Origin of the sequence: Bdellovibrio sp. (genome assembly GCF_036384735.1) — a bacterium.
In the GTDB taxonomy this organism is placed as follows: domain Bacteria; phylum Bdellovibrionota; class Bdellovibrionia; order Bdellovibrionales; family Bdellovibrionaceae; genus Bdellovibrio.
Genome location: NZ_DASVLT010000051.1, coordinates 1 through 23,320, shown reverse-complemented (window position 1 = coordinate 23,320; position 23,320 = coordinate 1). Strand labels below are relative to the sequence as shown.

At 44.9% G+C, this 23,320-nt stretch carries 20 protein-coding genes; 13 read left to right on the top strand and 7 right to left on the bottom strand.

Annotated elements, in window-relative coordinates:
• The 3 genes from VF412_RS15975 to VF412_RS15965 all read right to left on the bottom strand — a co-directional run.
• A partial coding sequence (locus VF412_RS15975; protein WP_331340261.1) for a DnaJ domain-containing protein occupies window positions 1-118 on the bottom strand: 118 nt, incomplete at its 3' end.
• Between the two features lie 96 nt (window positions 119-214).
• Window positions 215-901 carry a hypothetical protein gene (locus VF412_RS15970; RefSeq protein WP_331340260.1) on the bottom strand — a complete coding sequence of 229 codons (687 nt, stop codon included), beginning with the start codon at window positions 899-901 and terminating at the stop codon, window positions 215-217.
• Window positions 902-904: 3 nt separating this feature from the next.
• A complete protein-coding gene (locus VF412_RS15965; protein ID WP_331340259.1) occupies window positions 905-1,516 on the bottom strand; it encodes a type IV pilin protein in 612 nt (203 codons plus the stop codon).
• Between the two features lie 281 nt (window positions 1,517-1,797).
• Between VF412_RS15965 and clpS the strand changes: the two genes are divergently transcribed.
• The 5 genes from clpS to VF412_RS15940 all read left to right on the top strand — a co-directional run bounded on the left by clpS (window position 1,798) and on the right by VF412_RS15940 (window position 9,297).
• Complete coding sequence (gene clpS / locus VF412_RS15960; protein ID WP_331340258.1) at window positions 1,798-2,142, top strand: ATP-dependent Clp protease adapter ClpS; 345 nt, start codon at window positions 1,798-1,800, stop codon at window positions 2,140-2,142.
• On the top strand, window positions 2,139-4,472 hold the full coding sequence (gene clpA, locus VF412_RS15955; RefSeq protein WP_331340257.1) for an ATP-dependent Clp protease ATP-binding subunit ClpA: 2,334 nt from the start codon (window positions 2,139-2,141) through the stop codon (window positions 4,470-4,472). The genes clpS and clpA overlap by 4 nt, the downstream gene beginning before the upstream one ends.
• Before the next feature lie 177 nt (window positions 4,473-4,649).
• Window positions 4,650-5,546: a protease HtpX gene (gene htpX, locus VF412_RS15950; protein WP_331340256.1), complete on the top strand. Its 897-nt coding sequence runs from the start codon at window positions 4,650-4,652 to the stop codon at window positions 5,544-5,546.
• 88 nt (window positions 5,547-5,634) lie between these two features.
• Entirely contained in the window at window positions 5,635-7,764 is a 2,130-nt protein-coding gene (locus VF412_RS15945; protein WP_331340255.1) for a transglycosylase SLT domain-containing protein, read from the top strand.
• 132 nt (window positions 7,765-7,896) lie between these two features.
• Complete coding sequence (locus VF412_RS15940; RefSeq protein ID WP_331340254.1) at window positions 7,897-9,297, top strand: S8 family peptidase; 1,401 nt, start codon at window positions 7,897-7,899, stop codon at window positions 9,295-9,297.
• Window positions 9,298-9,355: 58 nt separating this feature from the next.
• Here VF412_RS15940 and VF412_RS15935 read toward each other — a convergent pair whose 3' ends face one another.
• Complete coding sequence (locus tag VF412_RS15935; RefSeq protein WP_331340253.1) at window positions 9,356-10,168, bottom strand: hypothetical protein; 813 nt, start codon at window positions 10,166-10,168, stop codon at window positions 9,356-9,358.
• A 33-nt stretch (window positions 10,169-10,201) separates the two neighbouring features.
• Here VF412_RS15935 and lnt point away from each other — a divergent pair, with 33 nt between their 5' ends.
• The 4 genes from lnt (at window position 10,202) to VF412_RS15915 (ending at window position 16,510) form a co-directional block, all read left to right on the top strand.
• Complete coding sequence (gene lnt / locus VF412_RS15930) at window positions 10,202-11,812, top strand: apolipoprotein N-acyltransferase (protein ID WP_331340252.1); 1,611 nt, start codon at window positions 10,202-10,204, stop codon at window positions 11,810-11,812.
• Window positions 11,790-14,120, top strand: coding sequence for an endonuclease MutS2 (locus VF412_RS15925; protein ID WP_331340251.1), 2,331 nt, complete (start codon window positions 11,790-11,792; stop codon window positions 14,118-14,120). Before lnt ends, VF412_RS15925 begins: the two co-directional genes overlap by 23 nt.
• 20 nt (window positions 14,121-14,140) lie before the next feature.
• Window positions 14,141-15,586, top strand: coding sequence for a lipase maturation factor family protein (locus VF412_RS15920; protein WP_331340250.1), 1,446 nt, complete (start codon window positions 14,141-14,143; stop codon window positions 15,584-15,586).
• Window positions 15,587-15,772: 186 nt separating this feature from the next.
• The gene (locus VF412_RS15915) at window positions 15,773-16,510 is read left to right on the top strand and encodes a hypothetical protein (protein ID WP_331340249.1); all 738 of its coding nucleotides are present in this window, start codon (window positions 15,773-15,775) and stop codon (window positions 16,508-16,510) included.
• Between the two features lie 56 nt (window positions 16,511-16,566).
• Here VF412_RS15915 and VF412_RS15910 read toward each other — a convergent pair whose 3' ends face one another.
• Both VF412_RS15910 and VF412_RS15905 read right to left on the bottom strand, forming a co-directional pair.
• A complete protein-coding gene (locus VF412_RS15910; RefSeq protein ID WP_331340248.1) occupies window positions 16,567-17,715 on the bottom strand; it encodes an MFS transporter in 1,149 nt (382 codons plus the stop codon).
• Window positions 17,716-17,757: 42 nt separating this feature from the next.
• Window positions 17,758-18,636 (bottom strand): PBECR2 nuclease fold domain-containing protein, encoded by an 879-nt coding sequence (locus VF412_RS15905; RefSeq protein WP_331340247.1) that lies wholly within the window; start codon window positions 18,634-18,636, stop codon window positions 17,758-17,760.
• Window positions 18,637-18,808: 172 nt separating this feature from the next.
• Between VF412_RS15905 and VF412_RS15900 the strand changes: the two genes are divergently transcribed.
• From VF412_RS15900 to VF412_RS15885, 4 genes are all read left to right on the top strand, one after another.
• On the top strand, window positions 18,809-19,132 hold the full coding sequence (locus VF412_RS15900; RefSeq protein ID WP_331340246.1) for a hypothetical protein: 324 nt from the start codon (window positions 18,809-18,811) through the stop codon (window positions 19,130-19,132).
• Between the two features lie 770 nt (window positions 19,133-19,902).
• Window positions 19,903-21,063, top strand: a complete 1,161-nt coding sequence (locus VF412_RS15895) for a hypothetical protein (RefSeq protein ID WP_331340245.1) — start codon at window positions 19,903-19,905, stop codon at window positions 21,061-21,063.
• Between the two features lie 39 nt (window positions 21,064-21,102).
• Complete coding sequence (locus VF412_RS15890; protein ID WP_331340244.1) at window positions 21,103-21,408, top strand: hypothetical protein; 306 nt, start codon at window positions 21,103-21,105, stop codon at window positions 21,406-21,408.
• 37 nt (window positions 21,409-21,445) lie between these two features.
• A complete protein-coding gene (locus tag VF412_RS15885; protein WP_331340243.1) occupies window positions 21,446-22,729 on the top strand; it encodes a hypothetical protein in 1,284 nt (427 codons plus the stop codon).
• 18 nt (window positions 22,730-22,747) lie between these two features.
• Here the strand turns inward: VF412_RS15885 and VF412_RS15880 are convergent, their stop codons facing one another.
• The gene (locus tag VF412_RS15880; RefSeq protein ID WP_331340242.1) at window positions 22,748-23,059 is read right to left on the bottom strand and encodes a helix-turn-helix transcriptional regulator; all 312 of its coding nucleotides are present in this window, start codon (window positions 23,057-23,059) and stop codon (window positions 22,748-22,750) included.
• Window positions 23,060-23,320 lie beyond the last annotated feature (261 nt).

Here is a 23,320-nt window from a genome sequence, read left to right as displayed (position 1 = left end):
CGCCTGGATTTTTGTCTGGATGGAATTGCATCGCCAACTTGCGGTAAGCCTTTTTAATTACATCAGCTTCCGCATCTTTCGCGATGCCTAAAATTTCGTAGTAATCTCTTTGAGCCATAGCAAGACAAAATATGGTGTCTGCGAAGCTTCCGTCAAGGAATTGGGCCTAAGTTTGTGAGCAAGTTGCTATGAAAAGATGCAATTGTGTTTCGCGTTACTTTTTGGAGGACTTCATGGAGTCGATTTTGTCCTGAAGTCGTTGGATAAGAGTAGGATCCTGATGGGTGTCCTTCATTTCTTGAAGCAAGCTTTCCGCAAGTTCTGTATCCCCCGCATCGGAATAAAGACGCCCCGCTAGCGTGAATACCCATGGAGGGGCTCCGTTCTTTCCCGCTTGAGTCAACAGGTCGGCAGCGCGTTTTTTATCATGCACTTCATAAAGATAGTGATAGGCCGCGCGGTATAAAATCGGCCAATCATGGGGAAAGGCTTTCACACCTTTATCAAAAATTTTTGTAGCCCCTTCGATATCAGAAATAATCACCGTCAACGCCAAGCCACCTGCTGCGTAAGGAATTCGGAAGTGTGGAGATAGATTCGTCGTTGCATCGAGCATCTTAAATAACCACGAGTTTCCAGCACAGATGTTCTTCTTCCCTGGCTTATCACAATAATCAAAATCCTGAATAGCTCGAATCCATAATGCATCAGCCATTACCTCGCTATATCCAAAGCTCAAATGTTCGATCATAGCAGGTGGTGCAATGAACTGTGGCGCCACATGCATATCTTTTGACGATGATAGTTGAGTAACGATCAACAAGCTTAAAGCAAAAGTCCCAAGCAATATGCTTGGGACTTTTACGTTGAATTTATATTTAGGATTCAAGAACCCGTTCATATTTTACTGAATAGCCGGGCTTTGATTTTGAATATATTTACTGTCGTTAATCGACCAACCGTCAGTCACGCCATTTGTGGTAATGACTGCAGCAGCAGTTGCAGTAAATCCAGTTCCATTCAAGAAAGAAGTCGGTGTTGTTGTATCTGGCGTCGTCGGTGGAGCTTGGTTATTCGCACCAAATAAGACAGCGCAACCTGCGCCACCATTTGCAACAGTCGTTATTTGACCAGCGGAGCCGCCGCCATTTGTATTGCAATAAGTGACTGTCGTACGAGACTGACCAATTGCAGTAGACGGTGGATTATTATATCCATTTGTAGGCCCGGCATCTGTAATAGCTCCGGCGAAGCCCACGTTATATCTCAACAAGCCCTCAGGAGAATATCCAATCGCACCAAACATAGAGTGATATGCGGTGTATTCAGCATAAAAAGCTTTTTCCGAAGTATAAATTGACGAAAGGTTGGTCTTCGCTTCCGTCTGACGAGCTTTCGCTATGTACTTTTGAATGTTCGGGATAGCGATAGACGCCAACACACCGATGATGGCAACAACGACCATCAACTCAACGAGTGAGAAACCGCGCTGAGACGTTCGAGAAGGGTGATTCATTAAGACCTCCATATGTCCTTATAAAATCTGTAAATGACTTACGACATTAGTGTGTCAAAACTAAATACCAATTGCAATAAGCCAGTCCGAATATGAGACCAGAAACTTCAACATGTTTACATAATAATGCTCCACAGAGGAGTTTGATTCTGGTTTCTCCAAGAGCAATTTTGGAGTTGTCAGGCCAGACTTGACTTGACCAACTGCTAGCTTTTCTTCCTCGTCACGACTTGCCAAAGCGTATAACGTGCCCAAATTGAATATTGGAGTAGAATAATCACATGGGAACTAGCAACGATAACAACAATAGTAACTACCCGTTCTCGACACCTGAGGGAGACTCGGCGGTTCAGTCTGTCCCAAAACTAGACACACCGAAGATGTATAAAGTAATTCTTCTTAACGATGATTACACCCCCATGGATTTTGTCGTCCTTGTATTGCGTCGTTTTTTTGCGAAAACAGAAGAGCAAGCAACACAAATCATGCTAGATGTACATAAGAAGGGTGCAGGTGTCGCCGGGGTCTACTCTCTAGAGATTGCGGAAATGAAGGTGATGCAGGTCAACCAATTTGCGCAGCTTAATCAGAATCCCCTAAAAAGCACACTGGAGGAGGAGCCATGATGAGTCGCGAGCTTGAAAGAAAACTAGGAGAGGCCACAGAACTCGCCAAACGCCATCGTCACGAATTCGTCACTCTTGAACATATACTTTTGGTCTTAAGTGAATCTCCGATCATGGTGGAAATCTTGGAAGCCTGTGCAATCAATGTACAAAAGCTTCGCCAAGATTTGCGCGATCATCTGAAAGTGGGAATCCCACAAATCACCGACGATCAGTTATCATCCTATGGCGGTTTCGAGTCGTGGAATCCAGAATTCACTCTGGCATGTCACCGTCTGATTCAGCGTGCAGCCATTCAAATGAAAAGTGCTGGACGAAATCAAATCAGCGAAGGCAGTCTACTGGTGTCCTTATTCTATGAGCAAGATTCCCATGCGACTTTTGCATTGGCGAAACAAGGACTCACACAATTCGACATCATTAATTATATCTCTCACGGCATAACCAAGGACGGAAAAGATCACGAAATTCCTCCTGCAGCCAGAGAGAATTATCAACAAAATCAGCAGCAAGAAGGTTATGAGGAAGGACGCGGCTCCCCTCTTGAAAGCTTCTGCGTGAATTTGAATGAACGTGCAAAACAAGGAAAATTGGATCCTTTGATTGGCCGAGAAGATGTTCTTGCCAGAACGGTTCAGGTTCTTTGCCGTCGTACAAAAAACAATCCATTACTTATCGGCGAACCTGGCGTTGGTAAAACTGCCGTGGCCGAAGGTCTTGCGCAAAAAATTGTTGAAGGCAACGTTCCTGAAAAACTTAAGGATGCCGTGATCTATTCACTGGATTTAGGGGGCTTGTTGGCCGGAACCAAATTCCGTGGTGATTTCGAAGGGCGTTTAAAAGCCGTCGTCAAAGAGATCGGCAAACGTCCGAACACAATTCTTTTCATCGACGAGATTCACACGATTGTAGGCGCTGGTGCAACAAGCGGAGGCTCTATGGATGCTTCCAATTTGTTGAAGCCTGCCCTCGCGAACGGCGATATCAGCTGTATCGGTTCAACAACTCACACAGAATATCGTCAGTACTTTGAAAAGGATCGAGCTCTAAATCGTCGCTTCCAAAAAATCGATATTGATGAGCCATCCGGCGAAGACTGCGTTAAGATCCTTCAAGGTCTTCGCAAGCCTTACGAAGAATTTCACAAAGTGAAATACACAGATGACGCGTTAAAAGCGGCGGTGGAGCTTTCGCAAAAACATATTCACGGCAAATTGCTTCCAGATAAAGCTATCGACGTTTTGGACGAAGCTGGCGCACACTTCCGCTTAAAATATGAAAACGCTGACGAAGTAAAAATCGATGTTCCAGAAATTGAAGAGGTCATTGCTAAAATGACAGGTCTTCCTGTAGCAACGGTTTCTGCGACTGAAAAATCAGCATTGAAAGATCTTGATAAAAAATTAAAAGCTTTGATCTTCGGTCAAGACGAAGCCATTGATCGCTTGGTTGCCAACATCAAGTTTGCACGAAGTGGCTTGGGTCGTCCTGAAAAACCGATCGGCAGCTTCCTCTTCACCGGTCCTACGGGCGTTGGTAAGACAGAAGTGTGTCGTCAACTTGCAAGTATCATGGGAGTTCACTTCGAACGCTTTGACATGAGTGAATACATGGAAAAACATGCGGTGTCTCGATTGGTCGGAGCTCCTCCGGGATATGTAGGTCACGAAGAAGGTGGTTTGCTGACTGAAGCTGTGACGAAACATCCTTACTGTATTCTTTTGCTCGACGAAATCGAGAAAGCTCATCCAGATATCACTAACGTCTTGTTACAAGTGATGGACGCAGGTCGCTTGACTGACAGCAACGGACGCGTGGCTAATTTCAAGAATGCGATCATTGTGATGACTTCCAATGCTGGTGCAATGGAAACATCTCGTGGCACGATCAGCTTCCTTGAAGAAAGTCGCAGCAGTCTTTCAATGGATGCGATTAAAAAATCGTTCTCGCCTGAGTTTATCAACCGTTTGGATGCTGTCGTTTCATTCCGCGATTTGAGTGAAGATATGGTTTTGAAAATCACTCAGAAATTTGTGGATGAATTGAAGATGACGTTGCTCACTAAGAAAGTTGAACTGAATGTCTCTCAAGATGTGATCAAGTGGCTGATGAAAAAAGGCTATGACAAGGTTTATGGTGCCCGTCCTTTGGCTCGTGTGGTGGATGAACATCTGAAAAAAGCTCTGGTCGACGAATTGCTCTTTGGTCGTCTTGTCGATGGAGGCCGTGTCAATGTGGAACTAGAAAAGGACATTTTGAAGTTCCAATATAGCACCACCTCTAGTGGCGGAACTGGTCAAAAGAATCTAAAACAACCTGTTACAACCTAATGCCAAATTAGGTTGTAATTAAATGGACGATATCGAGGCGCGACGAGGAAGACGTACTTACTGTACGTCGACGACGAGCAACGAAACGGTCGTCCATTTTATTACGCACCTTGGGACATATTGACAATTTCTAGAGAGGCATCACAATAAAGGTGTCTCTTAAAGGAGTGATGTCTCATGGCATTTTTTAAAAGAATTGGTTTGTTTGTTCTCACAAACGTTCTTGTCGTAGTAACAATTGGGATCGTATGGTCCATCGTTAGCCGCTTCCTTGGATTAGCGGGTTTAAACTCATACATCCCATTCTTAATGGCGTTCTGTTTGGTTTGGGGTATGGGTGGCGCGTTCATCTCTTTGCTGATGTCCAAATGGATGGCGAAGATGTTCCATGGCGTGCAAGTCATCGAACCTAACAATCCAAATCCAGAATTGCGTGCACTAGTAAATAAAGTTCATGACCTTGCCCGTCGCGCGCAACTTCCTAAAATGCCGGAAGTGGGTGTTTACGATTCTCCAGATGTGAATGCGTTTGCAACAGGTCCTTCCAAAGGAAATGCTCTTGTCGCCGTTTCAACTGGTTTATTGCAACGAATGAACGACGATGAAATTGAAGGCGTGCTTGGTCACGAAATCGCCCACGTGGCGAATGGTGATATGGTCACCATGACTTTGATCCAAGGTATTGTGAATGCGTTTGCGATGTTCTTCTCTCGCATTCTAGCGAATTTGGTTGCTTCAAATGTTGACGAAAAATTCCGTGAAATTGTTCGTTTCGTTGTGGTGATTTTAGGCGATATCGCATTTACAATGTTGGGCTCTATTGTTGTAAACTATTTCTCCCGCAAACGTGAATTCCGTGCCGATGCCGGTGGAGCTAAATTTGCTTCTCGTGAAAAAATGATTGCAGCTTTGCGCAAGCTTCAAGCGGTTTATGATTTACCAATTCCTGCAGATGATACTGCAACTGGAACTTTGAAAATTTCAAATCGCGATAAGGGCGGATTAGCTGGACTTTTCATGACACATCCACGCCTTGAAGACCGCATCGCAGCTTTGCAACGCGGTCGCATTTAGGCCTGACAATGTTGTTTTTCGGATGGAGAGGGCGTAAGCTTTCTCCATGCCAAGAATAATCCTCGCTCTCTCTTTTTTTTCGGTACTCATGGGATGCGCGACCACTTCGCGCATCGATTCTCAGGTTGGAAAATCAACAACTCCACCACATCCAAGTTTTCTTTCTAAATGGAAAAATGCTCCCCCCACAGAGCTAGAAAAACTTTCTGTAGGTTCCAACGAAGCCAGCATCTTATGGTGGAAAACTTATTCTTTAGGTTTAAGCAAAATTGAAACAGCACCTAAAGAAGCCTGTACAAGCTTTAAAACCTTGTCCGAGACTCCCGAATTTCCGTTGCACGACTTGGCACTTCTTCGTGCTTATCAAACTTGCACAAAAGATGTGAAGCTTGCTCCCCTGCCGCCAACGACAACCTCTTGGTATGCGGAATTAAATGCTGATATTAAGATGAAGGAAGCAAAGGTCACGGCAAATACAAAAGATGACATCGAGGCGAATTTAGATAAAGCAAAGCTTGAGACAAACAAGAAGAACAAAGAGGACTTCTTAATGACAGCTCTTTTATTAGCGCAAAAATCCAACATGAAAGAAGAGACGGAGCAGATTCAAAATCAGCTTTATAAGAACTCTCCCCGTTTGAATCCGGCGCCCACATTTAAAGATCTTAGCAACGTGGCTATGGATTATCGCTTCCACCGCGAATTCGATAAAGCGATCGATACATATAAAAAAATCATCGCCAATCGAGAAGCAACTGCGGAAGATAAATTCCAAGCTCTCAAAAATATTCGCATGACCTACAAGGTGGCACAACGTCGTCAAGAGTATATTAATGCCTCTTCAGATCTTGTGAATTGGTCTAAAAAACAATTCAGGGACAACAAAAAAGATCGCAAAGCACTAGCGCACTTCCATGACACGCAGGTTTTATTCGCAAGAACTTTGTGGACCGAAGACCAAGGCACTCAGGCGATGAAAGTATTGAACGAAACTCACCGCCTTCTGCGCGGCACTTATCCGATGGATGAGGTTTACTTCATCATGGGTCGCATGGAAGAAGAGAAAGGCCACTACGACAAAGCCCTCGAGTACTATGAGGCAAGCTACGAACAGCCGATAAGTTCTGCAGGCCTTCGCGACAAAATCGCATGGCTGAAAGCTTGGAACTACTACAAGTTGGAAAAATGGACCGAGGCCCGCAAAAGCCTTGAACAGATGAAAGAGATTTCAAAAGATCCATCAGACAAGGCAAAAGCCATGTTCTGGCTTGCTCGCACTTTGAAGAATCTGAAAGATCAGGCAGCCGCCGACACACAACTCAATGAGCTGATCAAAGAGGATCCACTAGGCTACTACGGCATGCTGGCCTATCGTGAGTTGAACCAAGATTATCCTGCTCTAAAAATCGACTCAGACAACGGATCAGGCTTAAGTATTCTCGGCATTAACGAATTGGATTCAGACCTTCGTTTGAAAATAGAGTGGCTGATTGCGGTCAGTGAAAAGTCATTTGCTGAAAAAGCTTTAAATCAAGCCACAGAAGATTTGAATAAAGCAAAAGTGACTTCCGAAAGCACCTGGCTTGCGATGTCTTCGGGCTATGCCCGTGCGGGATTGTACCTGCCGCTTTTCTCGACTCTCGGAGCCTTGCAACCAGAGGTCAAAGATCACCTTTTGCAAGATCACCCAGATCTTTTATTCCCGCAACCTTACGGTGATATCGTTGCCAGTGCCGCAAAGAAGAGTGGCATCCCCCGTGAATTTATTTATGGAATCATTCGCCAAGAGTCCGCGTTCAATCCTGAGGCTCGCAGTGGAGCAGATGCTTTTGGTTTAATGCAGCTCTTGCCTTCAGTCGCAAAAAATTTAGCAACGGCAAATAAGTTGGAATATGGCGAGGCTTTGGATTTATATAAGCCCGAAGTGAATATTCCTCTTGGAGCCTTTGAGCTGAAGTCATTAATGAAGAAGTACGACAATCAGTACATCTTGGCGGTCGCTGGTTACAACGCAAATGATAGCGCCATTCGCGGCTGGCTGAAAACTCGTTTCCGTAATGATTCGGTCGAATTTATTGAAGAGGTTCCTTATGAGGAAACCCGCACATATATTAAACTCACAATGCGCAATTATGTTTTCTATCAGCGCCTGCTAAGCCCCGGGGTCAGCATTAAATTCCCCGAGGATTTGCTGAAACTGAACCACAAAACTCTTTAAGACTGCCTAAGGGAAGCTGCTAGATCTCGGTTTACACTCGAGGTGTCTCATGATGAGACACCTGCTCGATTCTAAAATAGCTACACCTCGACAAAAATCTGCCGATAAGTCCTATATTAAAGGGGACTCTTCATGTTTTCTCGCAAATGGTGGATTGCAACTGGCGGCGTGGCACTTCTCTTCTTCGGAGGCTTAGGCATCTATTTATTTACCTCCGAATCCTCCCCTTCGCGCACGCAAAGCTCGAAAAAAGATAGCAACCGTGTCTTTGAAAACTCTTTCATCACATCACAAACTGATAAGGTCGAAGATGAGCCAAGTGCTTTGTTCAATGACCCGGCGATCAGCCAGGCTTGGGGATTGAAAAAATCGGATGCCGCTCGCGCTTGGTCGATCACAAAGGGCAGCAAAGACATTGTTGTTGCGATCATCGATACCGGCATTGATGAAAACCACGAAGACTTGCACGACAATCTTTGGATGAATCCTGGCGAAACAGGCAAAGATGCTCAAGGTCGTGACAAATCCAATAACGGCGTCGATGACGACGGCAACGGCTTTATTGACGACGTTCATGGATGGAACTTTGTTTCTAATAACAACAAGCTCGACGACAACCATGGTCACGGAACTCATATCGCAGGTATTATTGGTGCCGAAGCTGGCAACGGTAAAGGGATCATCGGAATCTCTCCGGAAGTAAGTTTGATGGTTTTGAAATATTACGATCCGAAAGTTCCAGGCGCTGATAACTTGAAGAACACAGTAGCATCTATTAAGTACGCCGTGAAAATGGGTGCAAAGATCATCAACTATTCGGGCGGCGGTGTAGAGTTCTCTCAAGAAGAACATGATGCGATTCAAGAGGCCGAGAAAAAAGGCATTTTGTTTGTCGCGGCGGCTGGCAATGAAAGATCAAACTCTGATCAACATCACTACTATCCTGCTGACTATAAATTAAAAAATATTATCTCTGTAACAGCAATTGATCCTTCCACACAGGTTCTTTCTTCATCAAACTATGGCGTTGATACTGTAGATATCGCGGCTCCAGGTCAGAACATTTTGTCATGCTTGCCTGGCAATGCTTACGGGTATATGACGGGCACTTCGCAAGCCACCGCGTTTGTGACAGGTGCAGCCGCTTTGGTGATGGCACACAAACAGTCTTTCCAAGCTGAAGATGTGAAGAAGTACATCCTTTCAACAGGTGATGCTCAAACACAGCTGGCTTCCAAAACTAGAACTTCTCGTCAGTTGAATCTCTACAAAGCATTGACGATTTTGGATCAAGGAATTTCGGCAACAGGTGTTGCCGCAGCAAACTCCCAAAACATCGATAAAAAGATGTGGACTTCCGATGGCGGCAAAAATAATGCCGCCGACCCTAACGACAAGAACTCTCAAGCTGAAGATGGACTAGATCCAGCAGCTTCTGCGATGAGCAACTTTGGTAAATCATTGATCGACGCCATGGGCACCAAAACCAAGCGCACAAGAGTTGGTACTCAACAGAACTCTGAAGGTTTCTAGTTTTAATTGAATATCTCAGAAAGAAAAAGCCCCTGATCTAACCAGGGGCTTTTTTGTTTTAATCAATGAAATCCGACAGGGAAATCCGACCTTTGATCATTACGATCAAACCCGAAACCATGCAGGCCAAGGCCACCCCAACCCCTATCAAATTACGATGCCCCAAGCTTAGGATACCCCACAAAATCAAAAGAGCACTTAAACTATAAGGACCAATGAACACATATTTCTGCCATTTCGGGCGAGTCGCCTCTTTCTCTTCGCGAACTCCAGGGTTCTGCGACAAATTGACCATCATTAAACTGTTCACTCGCGCGATCATCTGATCCGACAAAGCATCTCCGCCCTGTGCATTTTTGATTTCTTCGTACTTCATAATAGCGAAACGAAGAGCATCCAATTCTTGGCAACTGCGAATGAACTCATCATGCAGCTCCTCATTTTCAAAGTTTTCTAAAATATTTTTCCATTTACGCACAAGGCTTGGCTGAGCTCGCAAAGTCGTGTCTTGCGGCAACCCCTCCAAACGCTCAAAGATCACATGACAAGAATAGCACTCGGAAGCACGACGACCATTTAAAGCCCCGCACTTAGGACATGACTTCATATCCGCAGAGACATCGGGCTCCATATGATTATGCTGCTGAGCAACATTCATCTCTAGCGCGATTTCTGAAGCTGTCAAAGAAACTTTAGGAGCCGGAGCTGAAATTAAGAAAGCAACGATTTGCTGAGGGTCCGCAGGAGGATATTCGAAACCAAATCGGCTTTCGCAGCCAATGCACTGAAATAGAGGTGTGTCGTTGAGAATTTCTTCACTCTCAACTTCGTACAACTTAGCGCAGGATGGGCATCGAACTTTTAATTTCACGTGGACTCACTCACTCTTTGTGTTACTAATACCATGATGAAGAGATGGTTTCAATTTTTCAAGCACAAAGCCTACGATTTTCGCTGGGCAATTCTCTCTGGAATTCTCGTCGGCACAAGTTACATTCCGTTCCCGCCTTGGGCTTTGATTTTCTGCTACACTCCTCTGTGGCTCACTGTCACCGATGACAAGACTGATGTCAAAAGAGCTTTTTGGGCTGGTTGGATTACACAGTTCATTCTAACACTGATCGGATTCCACTGGATCGCCTACACTGCTCATGAGTTCGGCGAAATTCCATGGTCGCTTTCGGTGATTGCTCTGCTATTGTTCTGTGCATTCATGCATCTCTACATTCCGCTTTCAACAGCTCTGTCGGTATGGCTTCGTCGCAAATTCTCACTCTCTGCCACACAAACTCTTTTTGTCATTGCGTTGATTCACTCTCTGGCAGAAAGACTTTGGCCTGCGATTTTCGAATGGCACTTGGGCTATCCACTTTTGTGGGCGAAAATTCCTATTTATCACTGGGCCGATGTTGTGGGCTTCCAGGGCCTGAGCACCCTTGTGCTTATTTTTAACGCATGGATTGCTTTTATCTGGAAAAATCAAAACCAAGTTAAAAAAGCCCTGTTTCACTTAGGTTCATTGGTTGTTTTGACAATCGCTCTGATCATCAGCGGCTCTTATCACAATCAAGCCTGGAATCAATTCGACGCTGAGGTTCGCGCCACCGTCATTCAAGCAAATATCGGCAACACTGAAAAAGTCGCGGCAGAACAAGGTCGCGGCTTTCAAGAGTACATCACCCGCCGCTTCACCACATTGTCACAAGAGGCATTCGCTAAATATCCAGATACCGAGATCTTTGTGTGGCCTGAAACAGCCTTCCCCGATTACCTTGATCAACATCTGCTAGGTCGAAAGCACACAAATATTTTGGCCGAGAATATGACCCTCATCGGGCGCCCGATGTTGTTAGGTGCTTACTCAAAGGATCCTAAAACAGATATCAAGTTAGACCAGTCGACTTACAACGCCTTGTTCTTAGTAGATGCCCAAGGCAACAGCTTGGATAAGCCTTATCGCAAAACTGAACTTCTTGCTTTCGGCGAATACTTACCGTTCAGCGAGGAGTTTCCGTTCTTGCTTAAACTTTTGCCATTCATTTCAAATTTTGGACGTGGACATGGTCCTAGGGTTTTAAAATGGCAACATGGCAGCGATATTGTGAAATGGGGCGGACAAATTTGCTACGAAGGTCTTTACCCAACATTCACACGGGGCCTTGAGGAAAACGGTGCCGATATTTTGGTGAATGTCACAAATGATTCTTGGTTTGGTTATCCGTTTGAACCTCGTCAACATCTTTACATGACTTTAGCCCGCGCCATTGAAGTGCGTCGTCCTTTGATTCGCTCAACGAACACAGGAATTAGCACAGCGATCCTTGCCAATGGTGACGTTCAACAAAAATCCCCAGTCCACGAAGAATGGGCCGGAGAGTTTGTGATAAAGTATCTAAAAAATGCACCGAGCACAGCCTATGTACAATGGGGCTATCGCACATGGATTCTTATTACCCTGGCTTTAGTTGCGATTCTTATTACAGGAGCTATCAATGCAAGATCTCGTCGTCCTTGATTGGGTCGAAATCTTAGAGAAAATTAGATCCCACGCTACCAGCGATGCGGGTCGCGAAGCCATTATATCGATGAAACCTTTGCGATCTCCACAAGACGCTTATGCAAGCTTTGAAGAGATCGGTCACGCCACAGAGGTCATCAATCAAGGCGTCCGTCCCTACATGCAAAGTTTGGATTTGTACTCGACGTGGATTTTGCGTTTGAAGAAAAATGCCGTTCTAAAAACTTTGGAAATCAAAGATGTACGCAGCTTCTGCTTAGAAGCCTTGGCTTTGAAAGAGGCTCTTCAACAAGTTGAAAATGATTGGGCACAAAGAATTTCGCAAAGTCTTATGAATGCGGGTGAACCCGTTTCCGCGATTGATCAGATTTTAACTCCTGGTGGAGACATCCGTTCCGATGCCAGTGAAACTTTGTATCGCCTGTTCAAGGAAAAAGACCGCTTGGCTCGTGAAGTTCAACAAGCGATGGATCGCCTGGTGAAAGATCATCAAATGGAAAATGTCATCCAAGACAAATACGTGACAACACGTGATGGTCGCTGGGTGCTTCCCGTAAAATCAGGCATGCAGCATCGCCTGCCCGGCGTGATTCACGGATCATCACAAACAAAACAAACTGTTTTCATCGAACCTGAAAAGGCGATCCCGACGAATAATCGCCTGCGCCAAATCGAAGTTGAGATCGAAGACGAAATCGAAAGACTTTTGACAGAGCTCTCTAGATATCTTTCATCAAAATCTACTGACATCGAAAGCACTCGCCTTTTAATGGAAGAATGCGATGTGCGTTTCGCGCAGGCTCAATTCACAGCACAAGTGAATGGTCATGCCATTGAATTTTCGACGGGCAGTCTTGAACTTATTGAAGCCCGTCACCCACTTTTGCAACTTTCTGGTAAAGGCGTCATTGCGAATACTGTTTTGCTTGAACAACAAAAAAGCATTTTATTACTCAGCGGTCCCAATGCCGGTGGTAAGACAGTCCTTTTGAAATCTATCGGTCTCGCAGCACAAATGGCCCGCTGTGGTCTTCCAATTTGCGCTAGCGAAACTTCCAAGATTCCCTTCTTTAAAGAGATTCTGATTGGTATTGGTGATGCGCAAAGTGTGGATGAAGAACTCAGTACATTTGCTGCTCACTTAAAAATCCTAGGCAAAGCAGCCTCCGTCAAAGGTCGCGAGCATTTAATCCTGATCGACGAAATCTGCGGGTCTACGGACCCCGAAGAAGGAAGTGCCTTGGCAAGAAGCTTTATTGAAGCATTTTCGGCCAACGATGTTTTTGGTGTGATCACTTCGCACTTAGGCCCCTTGAAGTCCGGCTGGGATGAAAAAAGTCACGTCTTAAACGGAAGTATGGAATACGATCCAAAAACCGGCAGACCGACTTATCAATTCCTTGCGGGCATCCCAGGGGACTCTTTGGCAATTCAAACGGCGAAACGTGTGGGCGTTGCCCAAGCCATTGTTCAAAGAGCTTTAGAAGTTCTGGCCCCAGCCACTCGCGCTCGCCTTGAAGGCCTTGAGCAAATTGAGAGACTGAAAAGCGACATCGCCATCTTGCAAGACCATCTCCGCAAAGAAACAGCGAAGGCTGTCGAGACGAAAAAGAAATATGAAGGTCTTCTCGAGCAATTCAACAAAGATAAAGATGAGTGGTTGCAACGCACTTTAAAAAAAGCTGAACGCAAAGTGGAAGAGGCTATTTCTCAAGCGAAAGTGGCTGAAACATTCAAACGTCACACGGCCCTGCAAGAGATCAAGTACAAGCTTCCAGAAATCGTGAAAGCAAAACCGATCACGCAACCAGGAGCTCCTGAAAATGCGGAGCAATTCGCGAAGAAGTTCCCTCCGGGGTCGAAAGTGTACGTGGCTAACCTCAATCAAGATGGCATCGTGCAAAGCACGCCAAATAACAAAGGCGAGGTTTTGATTTTGTCAGGATCAATTCGTCTGCAACTTCACTGGCAGGACCTGCGCCCGCCGGGAAAGCCACAAAACCCAACGTCACAATTAGTTCGTCAAAGTTCGAGCTTTAGCGTGTCTTTGGCTGACGAAGATCGCACATTGGATTTGCGCGGCAAAACTGTGGAAGAGGCTCTTTCAGAATTGGAAGTGGCGCTCGACAAAGCGGCACAAGCTCGTGAAGATCGCATGAAGATCATCCACGGCCATGGTACAGAGGCCTTGAAAAAAGCAGTGCGCACCTACTTGTCTCGTTCTATCTATGTGAAAAAATGGAAAGCAGGATCTCCGGAAAGTGGTGGTGACGGTATCACCTGGGTTGAGATCGGCGAAATCTAAGAACGAACGGACATTTCATTATGCCGCAAGCAGATTACCAAGTGGCGAGCTGGTTTCTCAGCAAGTCCTTGGCGCTCTCCTACTTCCTAGCATTTCTTTCCCTGCTTCCTCAGGCCTTGGGGCTTTTTGGAAGCCAGGGACTTCTTTCTATTGATCACCTTTTAAATATTCTCGACAAGGAATTGGGCGCAGAGAGATTTTATCATCTGCCATCCGTCTTCTGGTTCTTCTCTGGTGACAGTGCTATCCGCGGGTTGTGCTTTCTTGGAATGATCGCTTCCACGTTGGCCTTTATTGGCTTTAGCCAAAGTTGGATGTTTTTATTCTGCTGGCTTTTCTATCTTTCCTTCGTCAGTTGCGGGCAAATCTTTCTAGGCTATCAATGGGATAGTTTACTTTTAGAATTTGGCTTCATTGGACTCTTCATGGCTCCGTGGAATTGGGAATGGATTCCGATGGGGGCCCACGTTCTGAATCCATTGATACTAGGCTGCTGTTGGTTACTACTATTCAAGCTGATGTTTTCATCGGGCATTGTAAAGTTCACTCATAAAGATCCGTCATGGAAAAATTTGACAGCGATGAACTATCACTATTGGACTCAACCTCTTCCAAATCCAGTAGCGTACTTTCTTCACAAATCTCCAGAGTGGGTTCATAAATTCAGTCAGTTGCTACTATTATTTATTGAGCTGATCGTACCATTTTTTATTTTCTTTCCGGGACAGATTCAGGTTATCGCAGCTGCGCTGTTAATTTTGCTGCAGGTTTTGATTTTTCTGACCGGGAACTTTGCATTTTTCAATATCATCACTGTGGGGCTGACTTTTAGTATTGTTCCCGATAATTTTTGGCTTTTGCCGATGAAGTCCTATCTGGCTCCCGAAATGTTTTCTCAAGAATTTTCCTTTGGACTTCTTTTGGTTTTGACGTGCGCCAATCTATTCTGGCTTTTCAAAACAACTTTTGAGAAAAGCAAAGTACTGGATTTTTTACTGCCCTCAATGAGAGTGATTTATCCATTTCGAATCTCTAATCCCTATGGACTTTTTGCTGTCATGACCAAGCACCGCCCCGAAATAATTATGGAAGGAAGCAACGATGGTCAGAATTGGATGGAGTATGGGTTTCGCTATAAACCGAGTTTACTCACCAAATCTCCACCGGTGGTGGCGCCTCATCAGCCACGACTGGATTGGCAGTTGTGGTTTGCTTCGCTAGAACGCTTCGAAGAAAACTTATGGCTACAGAATCTGATCGTCAGAGTTTTTGCTGAATCTCGAGACGTACAAAGCATTCTAGGTGAAGATCCTTTTGGTGGAAAGTCACCAAAGTACTTACGTCTTTTAAGGTATGAATACACTTTCTCGGATTTCAAAACTCTGCGTGAAAAAAAACAATGGTGGGATCGGCGACTGATCGAATATTACAGTCCCATCTTTGAAAGAGATGACTTCATAGAATGACCCACGAGCGCCAAGTGGCCCCTGCTTTTCAGCCTCTCGAACAAACTATCGACGTGTCGTTGTGAGAACGTTTCAATCAGGGATATTTCATTCTTGTAAGCTCCTGTTTTGACGGACCTTTTTACTCTGCCCCAGAGTGAAATATGGCACCCCGATTGCTTCTATATCTAAGTATCAGGGGGCCTTATGAAAAATTCGAAACTTCTAACAACAATGTTCTTACTAGGAATCGCAGCGGTAATGACAGCTTGCGGATCTCGAAATAGCGCAACAGCAACTGGCACAAGTGATCTTTCAAGCACAAGCACTTCTCAATACAACGTTGCAAGCTGCAACCAAAAAACAAGTTCAGGAATTGCCGCTAGCTTGAAAACTTACACGTCAAATGGCTCAACAGATTTTAATTACGTTTGGGTTCGCATGACGACTTTGCCAAATGGCTTTGCCGCAGGCACTTCAAACATCACTTTCTTTAAATGGATGGCGAATTCTTCAGGTAGTACTTACCTTGACTCGACTCGTTTGAGCTTCGTTATGGTTGATTCTCAAACTGGTCAATACTTGATCTCTAACTGGGTGACAAGTTTGTCTTGGTCTGATGTTTCTACGACGGCTCAAGGCTTGGGTATCTATGACGCTCAAACATTCTTTAACCGCATGAATATCTTAGTTTACTTGAATGATCCATCTGCTCAATACGATGTTTTAAAAATTGCGAGCTACTCGACAAGCTCAACTTCAGTGCAATCACAAATGGACATCTTGTTGCCGCCATTCTCTGCAAACCCAAATGCTTATGCGACAGAGTCTGACGGTTCAACCAGAGCATCAGTTCTTCAGGCCTTGCATCCATTCGCTTCTTATAAAAGTTCTGGTTACTCTGACTCACAATTCGTATCTATGGCTCAAAGCTACTGCTTCTAATCTTAATAGAGCTTAAAAACAAAAAAGGTGCCTCCCCTGGGCACCTTTTTTATTTTCTAGGAATGCTTCTTTTCAAAGAGCGTCTCAAAAGTGTTCACAAGAATTAAAGACACAATTAAAAAGAACGGCCCCAGATAAAGAGCATTTTTAATCCCGCTGACATCTGTGATCTTTCCAACCGCCAAATGCATCACCACCAACATCACGGAATCCGTGGTCATCATATAAGACACGGCTGTATCCAGATCGTGGGGAAACTTTGAAGAAATCCATGAGATGCTCATCGGATAGAAAGGCGCCACGGTAAAACCCACCAGTGCCAAAAATATCGGATGAATATGAGTTCCAAGCATAATGAAAATCGCCGAAGCAATTGCCGAAATCGACAATTGATTGCGAATGCTCGTTGGAAATTTGACCAACGCAAACATCGAGCGACCAATCAACATGCACACAAAGAAATACGAAACATAGAGACTTGATTTCTCCATATCATAATTCAACTCACGACGTGTGTATAAAGCCAGACGCGAAGACACCATGATTTCCGCTGCAACACAGAAGCTAACCATTAAGGCCAAAAACAACTGCGGCTTCAAGTTCATTTTGCGATTGTGTTTATGGGTCTCCGCCGTCACCTCGGATTTCTTATGCAAATCACGATGGCTGTCATGTATGGAATATAAAATCAAAGAAATTGGCGCAACAGTAGCAATCACAAATGTCCAACGCCAATTTCCTGTCGCCAATTGAACTGCCGCCGCCAATAATGGTGAACAAAGACTTGCCACCCCATACATCGCATGAAGACCTGCTAGTAACTGCTGTTTTCGTTTATCACTAGCCCCTAGCGGAACCAGGATATTTGGAATCAACCCTACGATTCCCAGGCTTAGTCCAAAGCAAAAACTGAAAGCCAAAAACAATCCGAACATAGGAGCTGCCGCCATGCCAATCATAGAAATGATCAACGCCACAGCTCCCCCCTGCAAAACCGTACGACGATCATAGCGGCGCAAAAGATGTCTCGCCATATAGCTTGAGATAAACCCTGAAATCGAACTTAATGCATACATCATCGAGCCGACAGAATCACTTACCGCAAACGTTTTCATGATTTCGGGAAAAAGAGGCCCGCGCACATTATCACACAGGCCAAAAACAAAAAGGCTTAAATAAGAGATGAGAATATAGGGCCAAATCATAATCGTGTTCGCTCTGGCTTTTGCCAGAGCATATCCTCGGCTCTAGTGAGAAGATTCTTGGCTGACGTCGTCTGTTTGAAGATTCTCGCCTTGACGATAACGATCCACCAAAGCTTCATCCGTAGTGGGGAATGAGAACAACAATGAATGCACATTGCTTGTTTCATCTTCCTGGGTCACAGCGATATATGCTAGATCCTTGGTCTCATGATCTGGGAATTCTTTGATAAAACTCACAAGAACGTTTCCATCAAGATCATTCTTACGCCAAATTTCATCAGCCGATTCGATGGTTTCCTCACGAAGCTCGGCATAGTCTTGAAATTTCTCCTGAGGAATGTCTTTATCACTACGCACTTTAATCATCGCTTGATAAAGTCCGATGGCCAAGCTGTCCCCCTCTAGCAAAGCATCGCCTTCGATACCGCCAACAGAGGCTTCTTCGTAATTTCTGTCATAAACCATCTCGCCGCGTTGGTAATTTTGCCACACGCGGCTGTCCTTAGTGGCGAAATGGATAAATACAAATGTTGGAGTTTCTTCTTCCGAAGAAACGTACGCAACCGCGACATACTTAAACGCAATATCGCCTTCAGAGATCTCACGAATGTAAATATACACGGGGAACTCTTCAGCAACTTTATCGTCAAGCCACACTTCATCGGGGTCATCGAGACAAGTTTCAAGAAAATGTTCTCTTTCTATTTGTTCTTCGTCAGTAAAGTCATCAGGAGAACGAAGGGCTTGATACTCTTCCTCGAGCTTTTTGATACCAGCTTCGAAATAACCATAGAGATCCTTCTCGCTATCGAAGATAAGACCTTGCGCTTCATCGACAAGAAGCATTTCCTTCTCTGTCGTACGTTTCTTTTTAGCGCGGGTTTGTGTGCGAGATTTAGTTTTTGCTGAGCTCTTAGCCATTCGTTTTCATTCCTCACTCACTTCAATTATCAAAAGAATCCTGACTCACAACAACTAGAAAAATCACAGGCACGACAACCCCCGTCAAAGTCGATTTTTTACTCTTGCAACAGAGTGATTTAAACCACACCATTTAGATAGGTAGCAGGTCCTCAATCGCAAGGAGGCGGTCTTGGCTAACGCTAACATAGAAGAAACCAGTTTGGAGCGAATGGAAGCTCTCCTTTCTCATTCAGCTATGGGTGTTCACGTCCTTTTCGACAACAAGTCCATCGCTGAAGTTCTGAAAGATGTTAAAGACGACAAAGACTTTTACAGCTTCGATAAGATGAAGAAAGTCCAAGACGTCATGACAGAACTGATCGCTAAAAAGACGTACTTCGAGAAAATGGCTTATCTTCAAGCTCTCGATGGCGAGTCCTACCAAATTTTGGTTCGCGCTTATTTTCACATTGTTGAGAATACTGTGCGGGCTAATCACGAACATAGCCACTAGATTGCTTGGGCGCCGGTGAACGACATGCCCCCTGAGGGGAAGTAAGTCGCTTCGGCGGGCGCGCCATCCGGGCTCTGTTGCCGCCGCAGCTTTGCTACGGTTCGCGCCATCGTGCCGCCGACAAAGGCCCTTCTACGGACTTACTTCCCCTTAGGGGGCATGTCGTCCACGGGTGCCTCGCGGGACTTGGGCTTCGAGCGATTTCTCTCGCGTTTTTTTCTTAAATTAAAATAAATCACTCATCAATGACGCCTTGAGATCTTTATTTAATAATATTTTTCATCGCAATATCCCTGCGTGTTTTTAACTGGCTCTATCTAAGATCTTTCGCATTCGCCGTTACTGCATCCATCACAACGACATTCTCCTCCTTTGCTATGGGTAGACTTTATGGCCCTTCGCGGAGGAGGGTCCGAAGCGAGGTCTTTGCCGGCGCAGGATGCGCGAACCGCATCGAAGATGCGGCGGCAACTGAGCCACGATGGTGTGCCTCGCGAAGCGACCGTCCACAGCGAAGGGCCATAAAGTCTACCCATAGCAAAGGAGGAAGACCGTCGCCTGGAAACAAGCTCCAGTCAAAGCGAAGAAAGAAAGTGTCAAACCACTAACCAGTTTCCAAAACATTCTCACTCAGACTTATTCATTTTGATTTTCCGAAAAATTTTGTCGAAAAGTTAGAGTCCTAAATTGACCTCCATTGCGATTTTTAAAGCACACTTTTTTCGCAGTGCTATTCTGAGGACGAAACTTCTTATTCGAGGAGGCCGAACATGAAGGTTCAAACCACTCTCGCACTGGTGACGGCCAATATTTTGCTGGCATCAGGCTGCGGATCCAACCAAGGAAGTAGCGGCATCACACAAACAACTTACGGAGAAGCTGTGAAATACTCGAAGGTGGATGTGAACATTCATCCTCTTGATAAGACGGTGTGTGATCCATTCAACAACATTCCTGCAAGCTCCCTCGATCAAGGCATCAAGGCCAGTCTTTATTATTCTATTGCGGGTACTCCGCGCATGTATTCTTCCATCGACTATACGACATTGGCAAAACAGTCCTCGCAGACTTTATTTTTTGCCGATCTCAACGTACCTACTCGTATGTTCACCGAGGGTTTTGCAACTCAAACCAATGATGTTTTGAAAGACGATAGCGGCAATAAACTCATCGAATATTTCGGCGTGAAATTCGAAACTGTGATCAAGCTTGCATCAGCGGATGATGAGGGCGATTACGAGTTCGCACTTCTTTCTGACGATGGAACACAATTGAAACTTGTCTCTGGTGACGTTGAGAATCCAACGCTAACAACGATTATCAATAATGACGGCGATCATCCGACGCGTATGGGATGTGCTACTCAAACCGTGCATATGACCAAAGACACTACGCTACCGATACAACTAACTTATTATCAAGGACCTCGCTATCACATCGCCAACGTGATGATGTGGAGAAAAGCCTCCGTCGCAGGTAAAGATCAAGCCTGTGGCCAAAGCGGAAATGAATATTGGTTCGATCCAAATAAAAATTCAGTTCCATTAAAACCTTACAACGATCTGCTTGCCCGAGGTTGGAAGGTGTTGACGAAGGATAACTTCTTCATCCCTAAGAGCGCTTCATATAACCCTTGTGTGCAAGGAACAGCACCGGTGATCACAAACTTTGTGACCGGCGAGGCGTTCTTCACAGGTGTTTCGCTCTATTGGACAACGGACATTCCAGCCACTTCGCAGGTGAAAGTTGTAAACAAAGCTACGGGCGAGGTGACTTTAACAGCTGCTGATAATGCTCTTCGTACATCACACAATGTGTTGGTATCAGGCTTAGCAGCAGGAACAACGTATACGGCGCAAGCTGTGAGCATTTCCGAAGACCTTGGCAATGCCATGAGCAATGTGATCGAGTTTACAACTCCGTCACCATAATGGTTCAGTTTTCCCACCGCAAAGCCGATAGGAGATTTTGTGAAATATCGATTTCTTCTATCGGCTTTCTTTTTCTTCCTAGGCCCGGTTTCAGCTCAGGCTGAATACCGCGTGTTTCTTTTGAAGATTTCGAAAAAAGTGGATCCAGCTCAACCGGGAACCGAGCCCACCTTTCGTCTAGTCGAAAGCACTTTGGATCATATTCAATATCGCTATTTTTACCCTGTCGCTTCTGACGAAGATGTCACCTACATCGCGACGTGGCGCTGTCGTGGTCGCACGGATAATTTCAAGCCTCTGTGTCCCAACCCTAAAGGCCAGAATGCCCCAGAGGTCACTCAGTAAACTTAATGCGTGTGTGTCTTTTTGATACACTACACGTATGCCTTCTATCGACAATTCTACGCGTAAAGCCCAACAAGCAGAACTTTCTGATCTTCAGTCGGACTACAACCGCAAGAAGAAGGAAATTGCGAAAACTAACGAAGAGCAAATTTCTGATCTTCGTGATTATTACAACGATAAAAAAGAAGGCATCCGCGAAGAAAATGAAGCGGCCATCAATCATATTCGCCAACATCAACAAGAAGTTCTTGATAACTCCGTCAGTGAACGTCAGAAATTAAATGACACCTACAATGCGCGCACGGCCGCTATTCAGAAAAACTACGATCAAAAACTGAATGACACACGTGAAAAGCGCCAGGTCCAAATCGCTGCCGCTCAAGAAAATGCTCGTGAAAAAGTCCAAGAAACCCAAGATCACGCGCAACAAGAAATAAAAGACGTACGCGAAAAAAACGAAAAAGATCTTCATTCAGCAAAAGAGCGCTACAACAAAGACATGGCGCAAATAAACGAATACAGCAAGAATCGTCTAGAGACTCAAAGAGCTCAAAATGATGAGTCCTTGAAAAACGAAGTGGAACGAGGCCGCAGTTCTCAAGAACGCCTGCGCACGCGCAACGACAAAGAACTGGCAGAGCTTCACACTCATGGCGAACAGCGCGTAAAAAAAGAGGAAGAGCATCAAGATCAACAAGTCGCTCGTGTCGATGCCGACGGTCAGCAGCGCTATCAGAAGACCCAAAAACATTGGGACTCTCGCGAAAAAGAGCTCAACACCCAATACACGGATCGTTTGATGCACAATAAAACTGCTTATGAAAAGCAGCTTTCCACACAAAACGAACACTTCCAGTCGACTTACCAAAAGAATGAAGAAGCCAATCGAGAATCGTTAGACGTGCAAAACGAACGCTACGTGAAAGAGGCGGCGGATACTCACCGCAAGTTTTTGACATCGATTAGTAAATATCAGAATAAAGAAAGCGATCCATTCTATAAAGTTCAAGACCGCGGAAGCCAAATGTCTGACAATGGAGACGTTTATGTCCTTCGCGCCTATGTTCCTGAGCACGAAAAAGACGCCGTCAAAGTCTCAATTCAAAAAGATAAAGCTGTCATCACAGGACAGCGCTCTTTCAAAGACAAGGTAGAAGACGGAAATAAATTGATGAGCACAAGCAGCTATCAAACGTTCCGCGAAGAATTCCCTTTCGAGAAAAATATTATTTCAGAGGGTATGACTCGTGAACGTGAAGGTGACTGGGTCGTTTATCGCATCCCTATCGCGAATCACGTTAACTTCAGCCGTAAAGCCTAAAAATAGATAAATTTGTTTTTATGTTCCAGCAAGCTTCTGTTGCGTCTGGAAATATTGGCAAGGAGATAGCAAGTCTTCTAAAAACAAAGCTGCAAACTGATGACGTCCGTCCACTGAGGCCTTTTTATAAAGTACCAAGGCTTGTTGTCTTACCGTTGTTTCTGAAGTGCCGCGCATGTTAGCGATTTCGCGAAGACTGAGACCCTTAAGAAGTAGCAAGCCAATTTCCCCTTCCGTCTTAGTGAGGCTCCATTCCTTAAATTGGTCTTGAATGTAAGGTTGAAGGCCTCTGCTTAAGATGCAGGTGTTAGAGCAGCTGCTACGTTTCATTTATTCCCCATTCCGGATGAATCAAGATGTCTTGTTTATTCATTAGAATGCGAAAAATATTTGCGTGTCATCTAACATCTGTATTGGGGTCTAGAAAATAACTATGCTTTCATCAGGTAGCGAACTTCACGCATTACAAATGAAAGACGACCTTGAAGGTCTTCAAGCGCAGCAAGATTCGCATGTAATTGGGAAAGAACATCAACTTCAACTACAGGAACATCCGCCATTTCATGATAGCTCTTATGAGTGACCGGCTCA

Bases quoted from the DNA above. Each gene is read 5' to 3' on its own strand.
- VF412_RS15965 (WP_331340259.1), bottom strand. From the start codon at position 1,516: ATGAATCACCCTTCTCGAACGTCTCAGCGCGGTTTCTCACTCGTTGAG.
- htpX (WP_331340256.1), top strand. From the start codon at position 4,650: ATGGCATTTTTTAAAAGAATTGGTTTGTTTGTTCTCACAAACGTTCTT.
- VF412_RS15915 (WP_331340249.1), top strand. From the start codon at position 15,773: ATGAAAAATTCGAAACTTCTAACAACAATGTTCTTACTAGGAATCGCA.
- VF412_RS15940 (WP_331340254.1), top strand. From the start codon at position 7,897: ATGTTTTCTCGCAAATGGTGGATTGCAACTGGCGGCGTGGCACTTCTC.
- clpA (WP_331340257.1), top strand. From the start codon at position 2,139: ATGATGAGTCGCGAGCTTGAAAGAAAACTAGGAGAGGCCACAGAACTC.
- VF412_RS15910 (WP_331340248.1), bottom strand. From the start codon at position 17,715: ATGATTTGGCCCTATATTCTCATCTCTTATTTAAGCCTTTTTGTTTTT.
- VF412_RS15970 (WP_331340260.1), bottom strand. From the start codon at position 901: ATGAACGGGTTCTTGAATCCTAAATATAAATTCAACGTAAAAGTCCCA.
- VF412_RS15945 (WP_331340255.1), top strand. From the start codon at position 5,635: ATGGGATGCGCGACCACTTCGCGCATCGATTCTCAGGTTGGAAAATCA.
- clpS (WP_331340258.1), top strand. From the start codon at position 1,798: ATGGGAACTAGCAACGATAACAACAATAGTAACTACCCGTTCTCGACA.
- VF412_RS15885 (WP_331340243.1), top strand. From the start codon at position 21,446: ATGCCTTCTATCGACAATTCTACGCGTAAAGCCCAACAAGCAGAACTT.
- VF412_RS15925 (WP_331340251.1), top strand. From the start codon at position 11,790: ATGCAAGATCTCGTCGTCCTTGATTGGGTCGAAATCTTAGAGAAAATT.
- VF412_RS15895 (WP_331340245.1), top strand. From the start codon at position 19,903: ATGAAGGTTCAAACCACTCTCGCACTGGTGACGGCCAATATTTTGCTG.
- VF412_RS15905 (WP_331340247.1), bottom strand. From the start codon at position 18,636: ATGGCTAAGAGCTCAGCAAAAACTAAATCTCGCACACAAACCCGCGCT.
- lnt (WP_331340252.1), top strand. From the start codon at position 10,202: ATGATGAAGAGATGGTTTCAATTTTTCAAGCACAAAGCCTACGATTTT.
- VF412_RS15920 (WP_331340250.1), top strand. From the start codon at position 14,141: ATGCCGCAAGCAGATTACCAAGTGGCGAGCTGGTTTCTCAGCAAGTCC.
- VF412_RS15880 (WP_331340242.1), bottom strand. From the start codon at position 23,059: ATGAAACGTAGCAGCTGCTCTAACACCTGCATCTTAAGCAGAGGCCTT.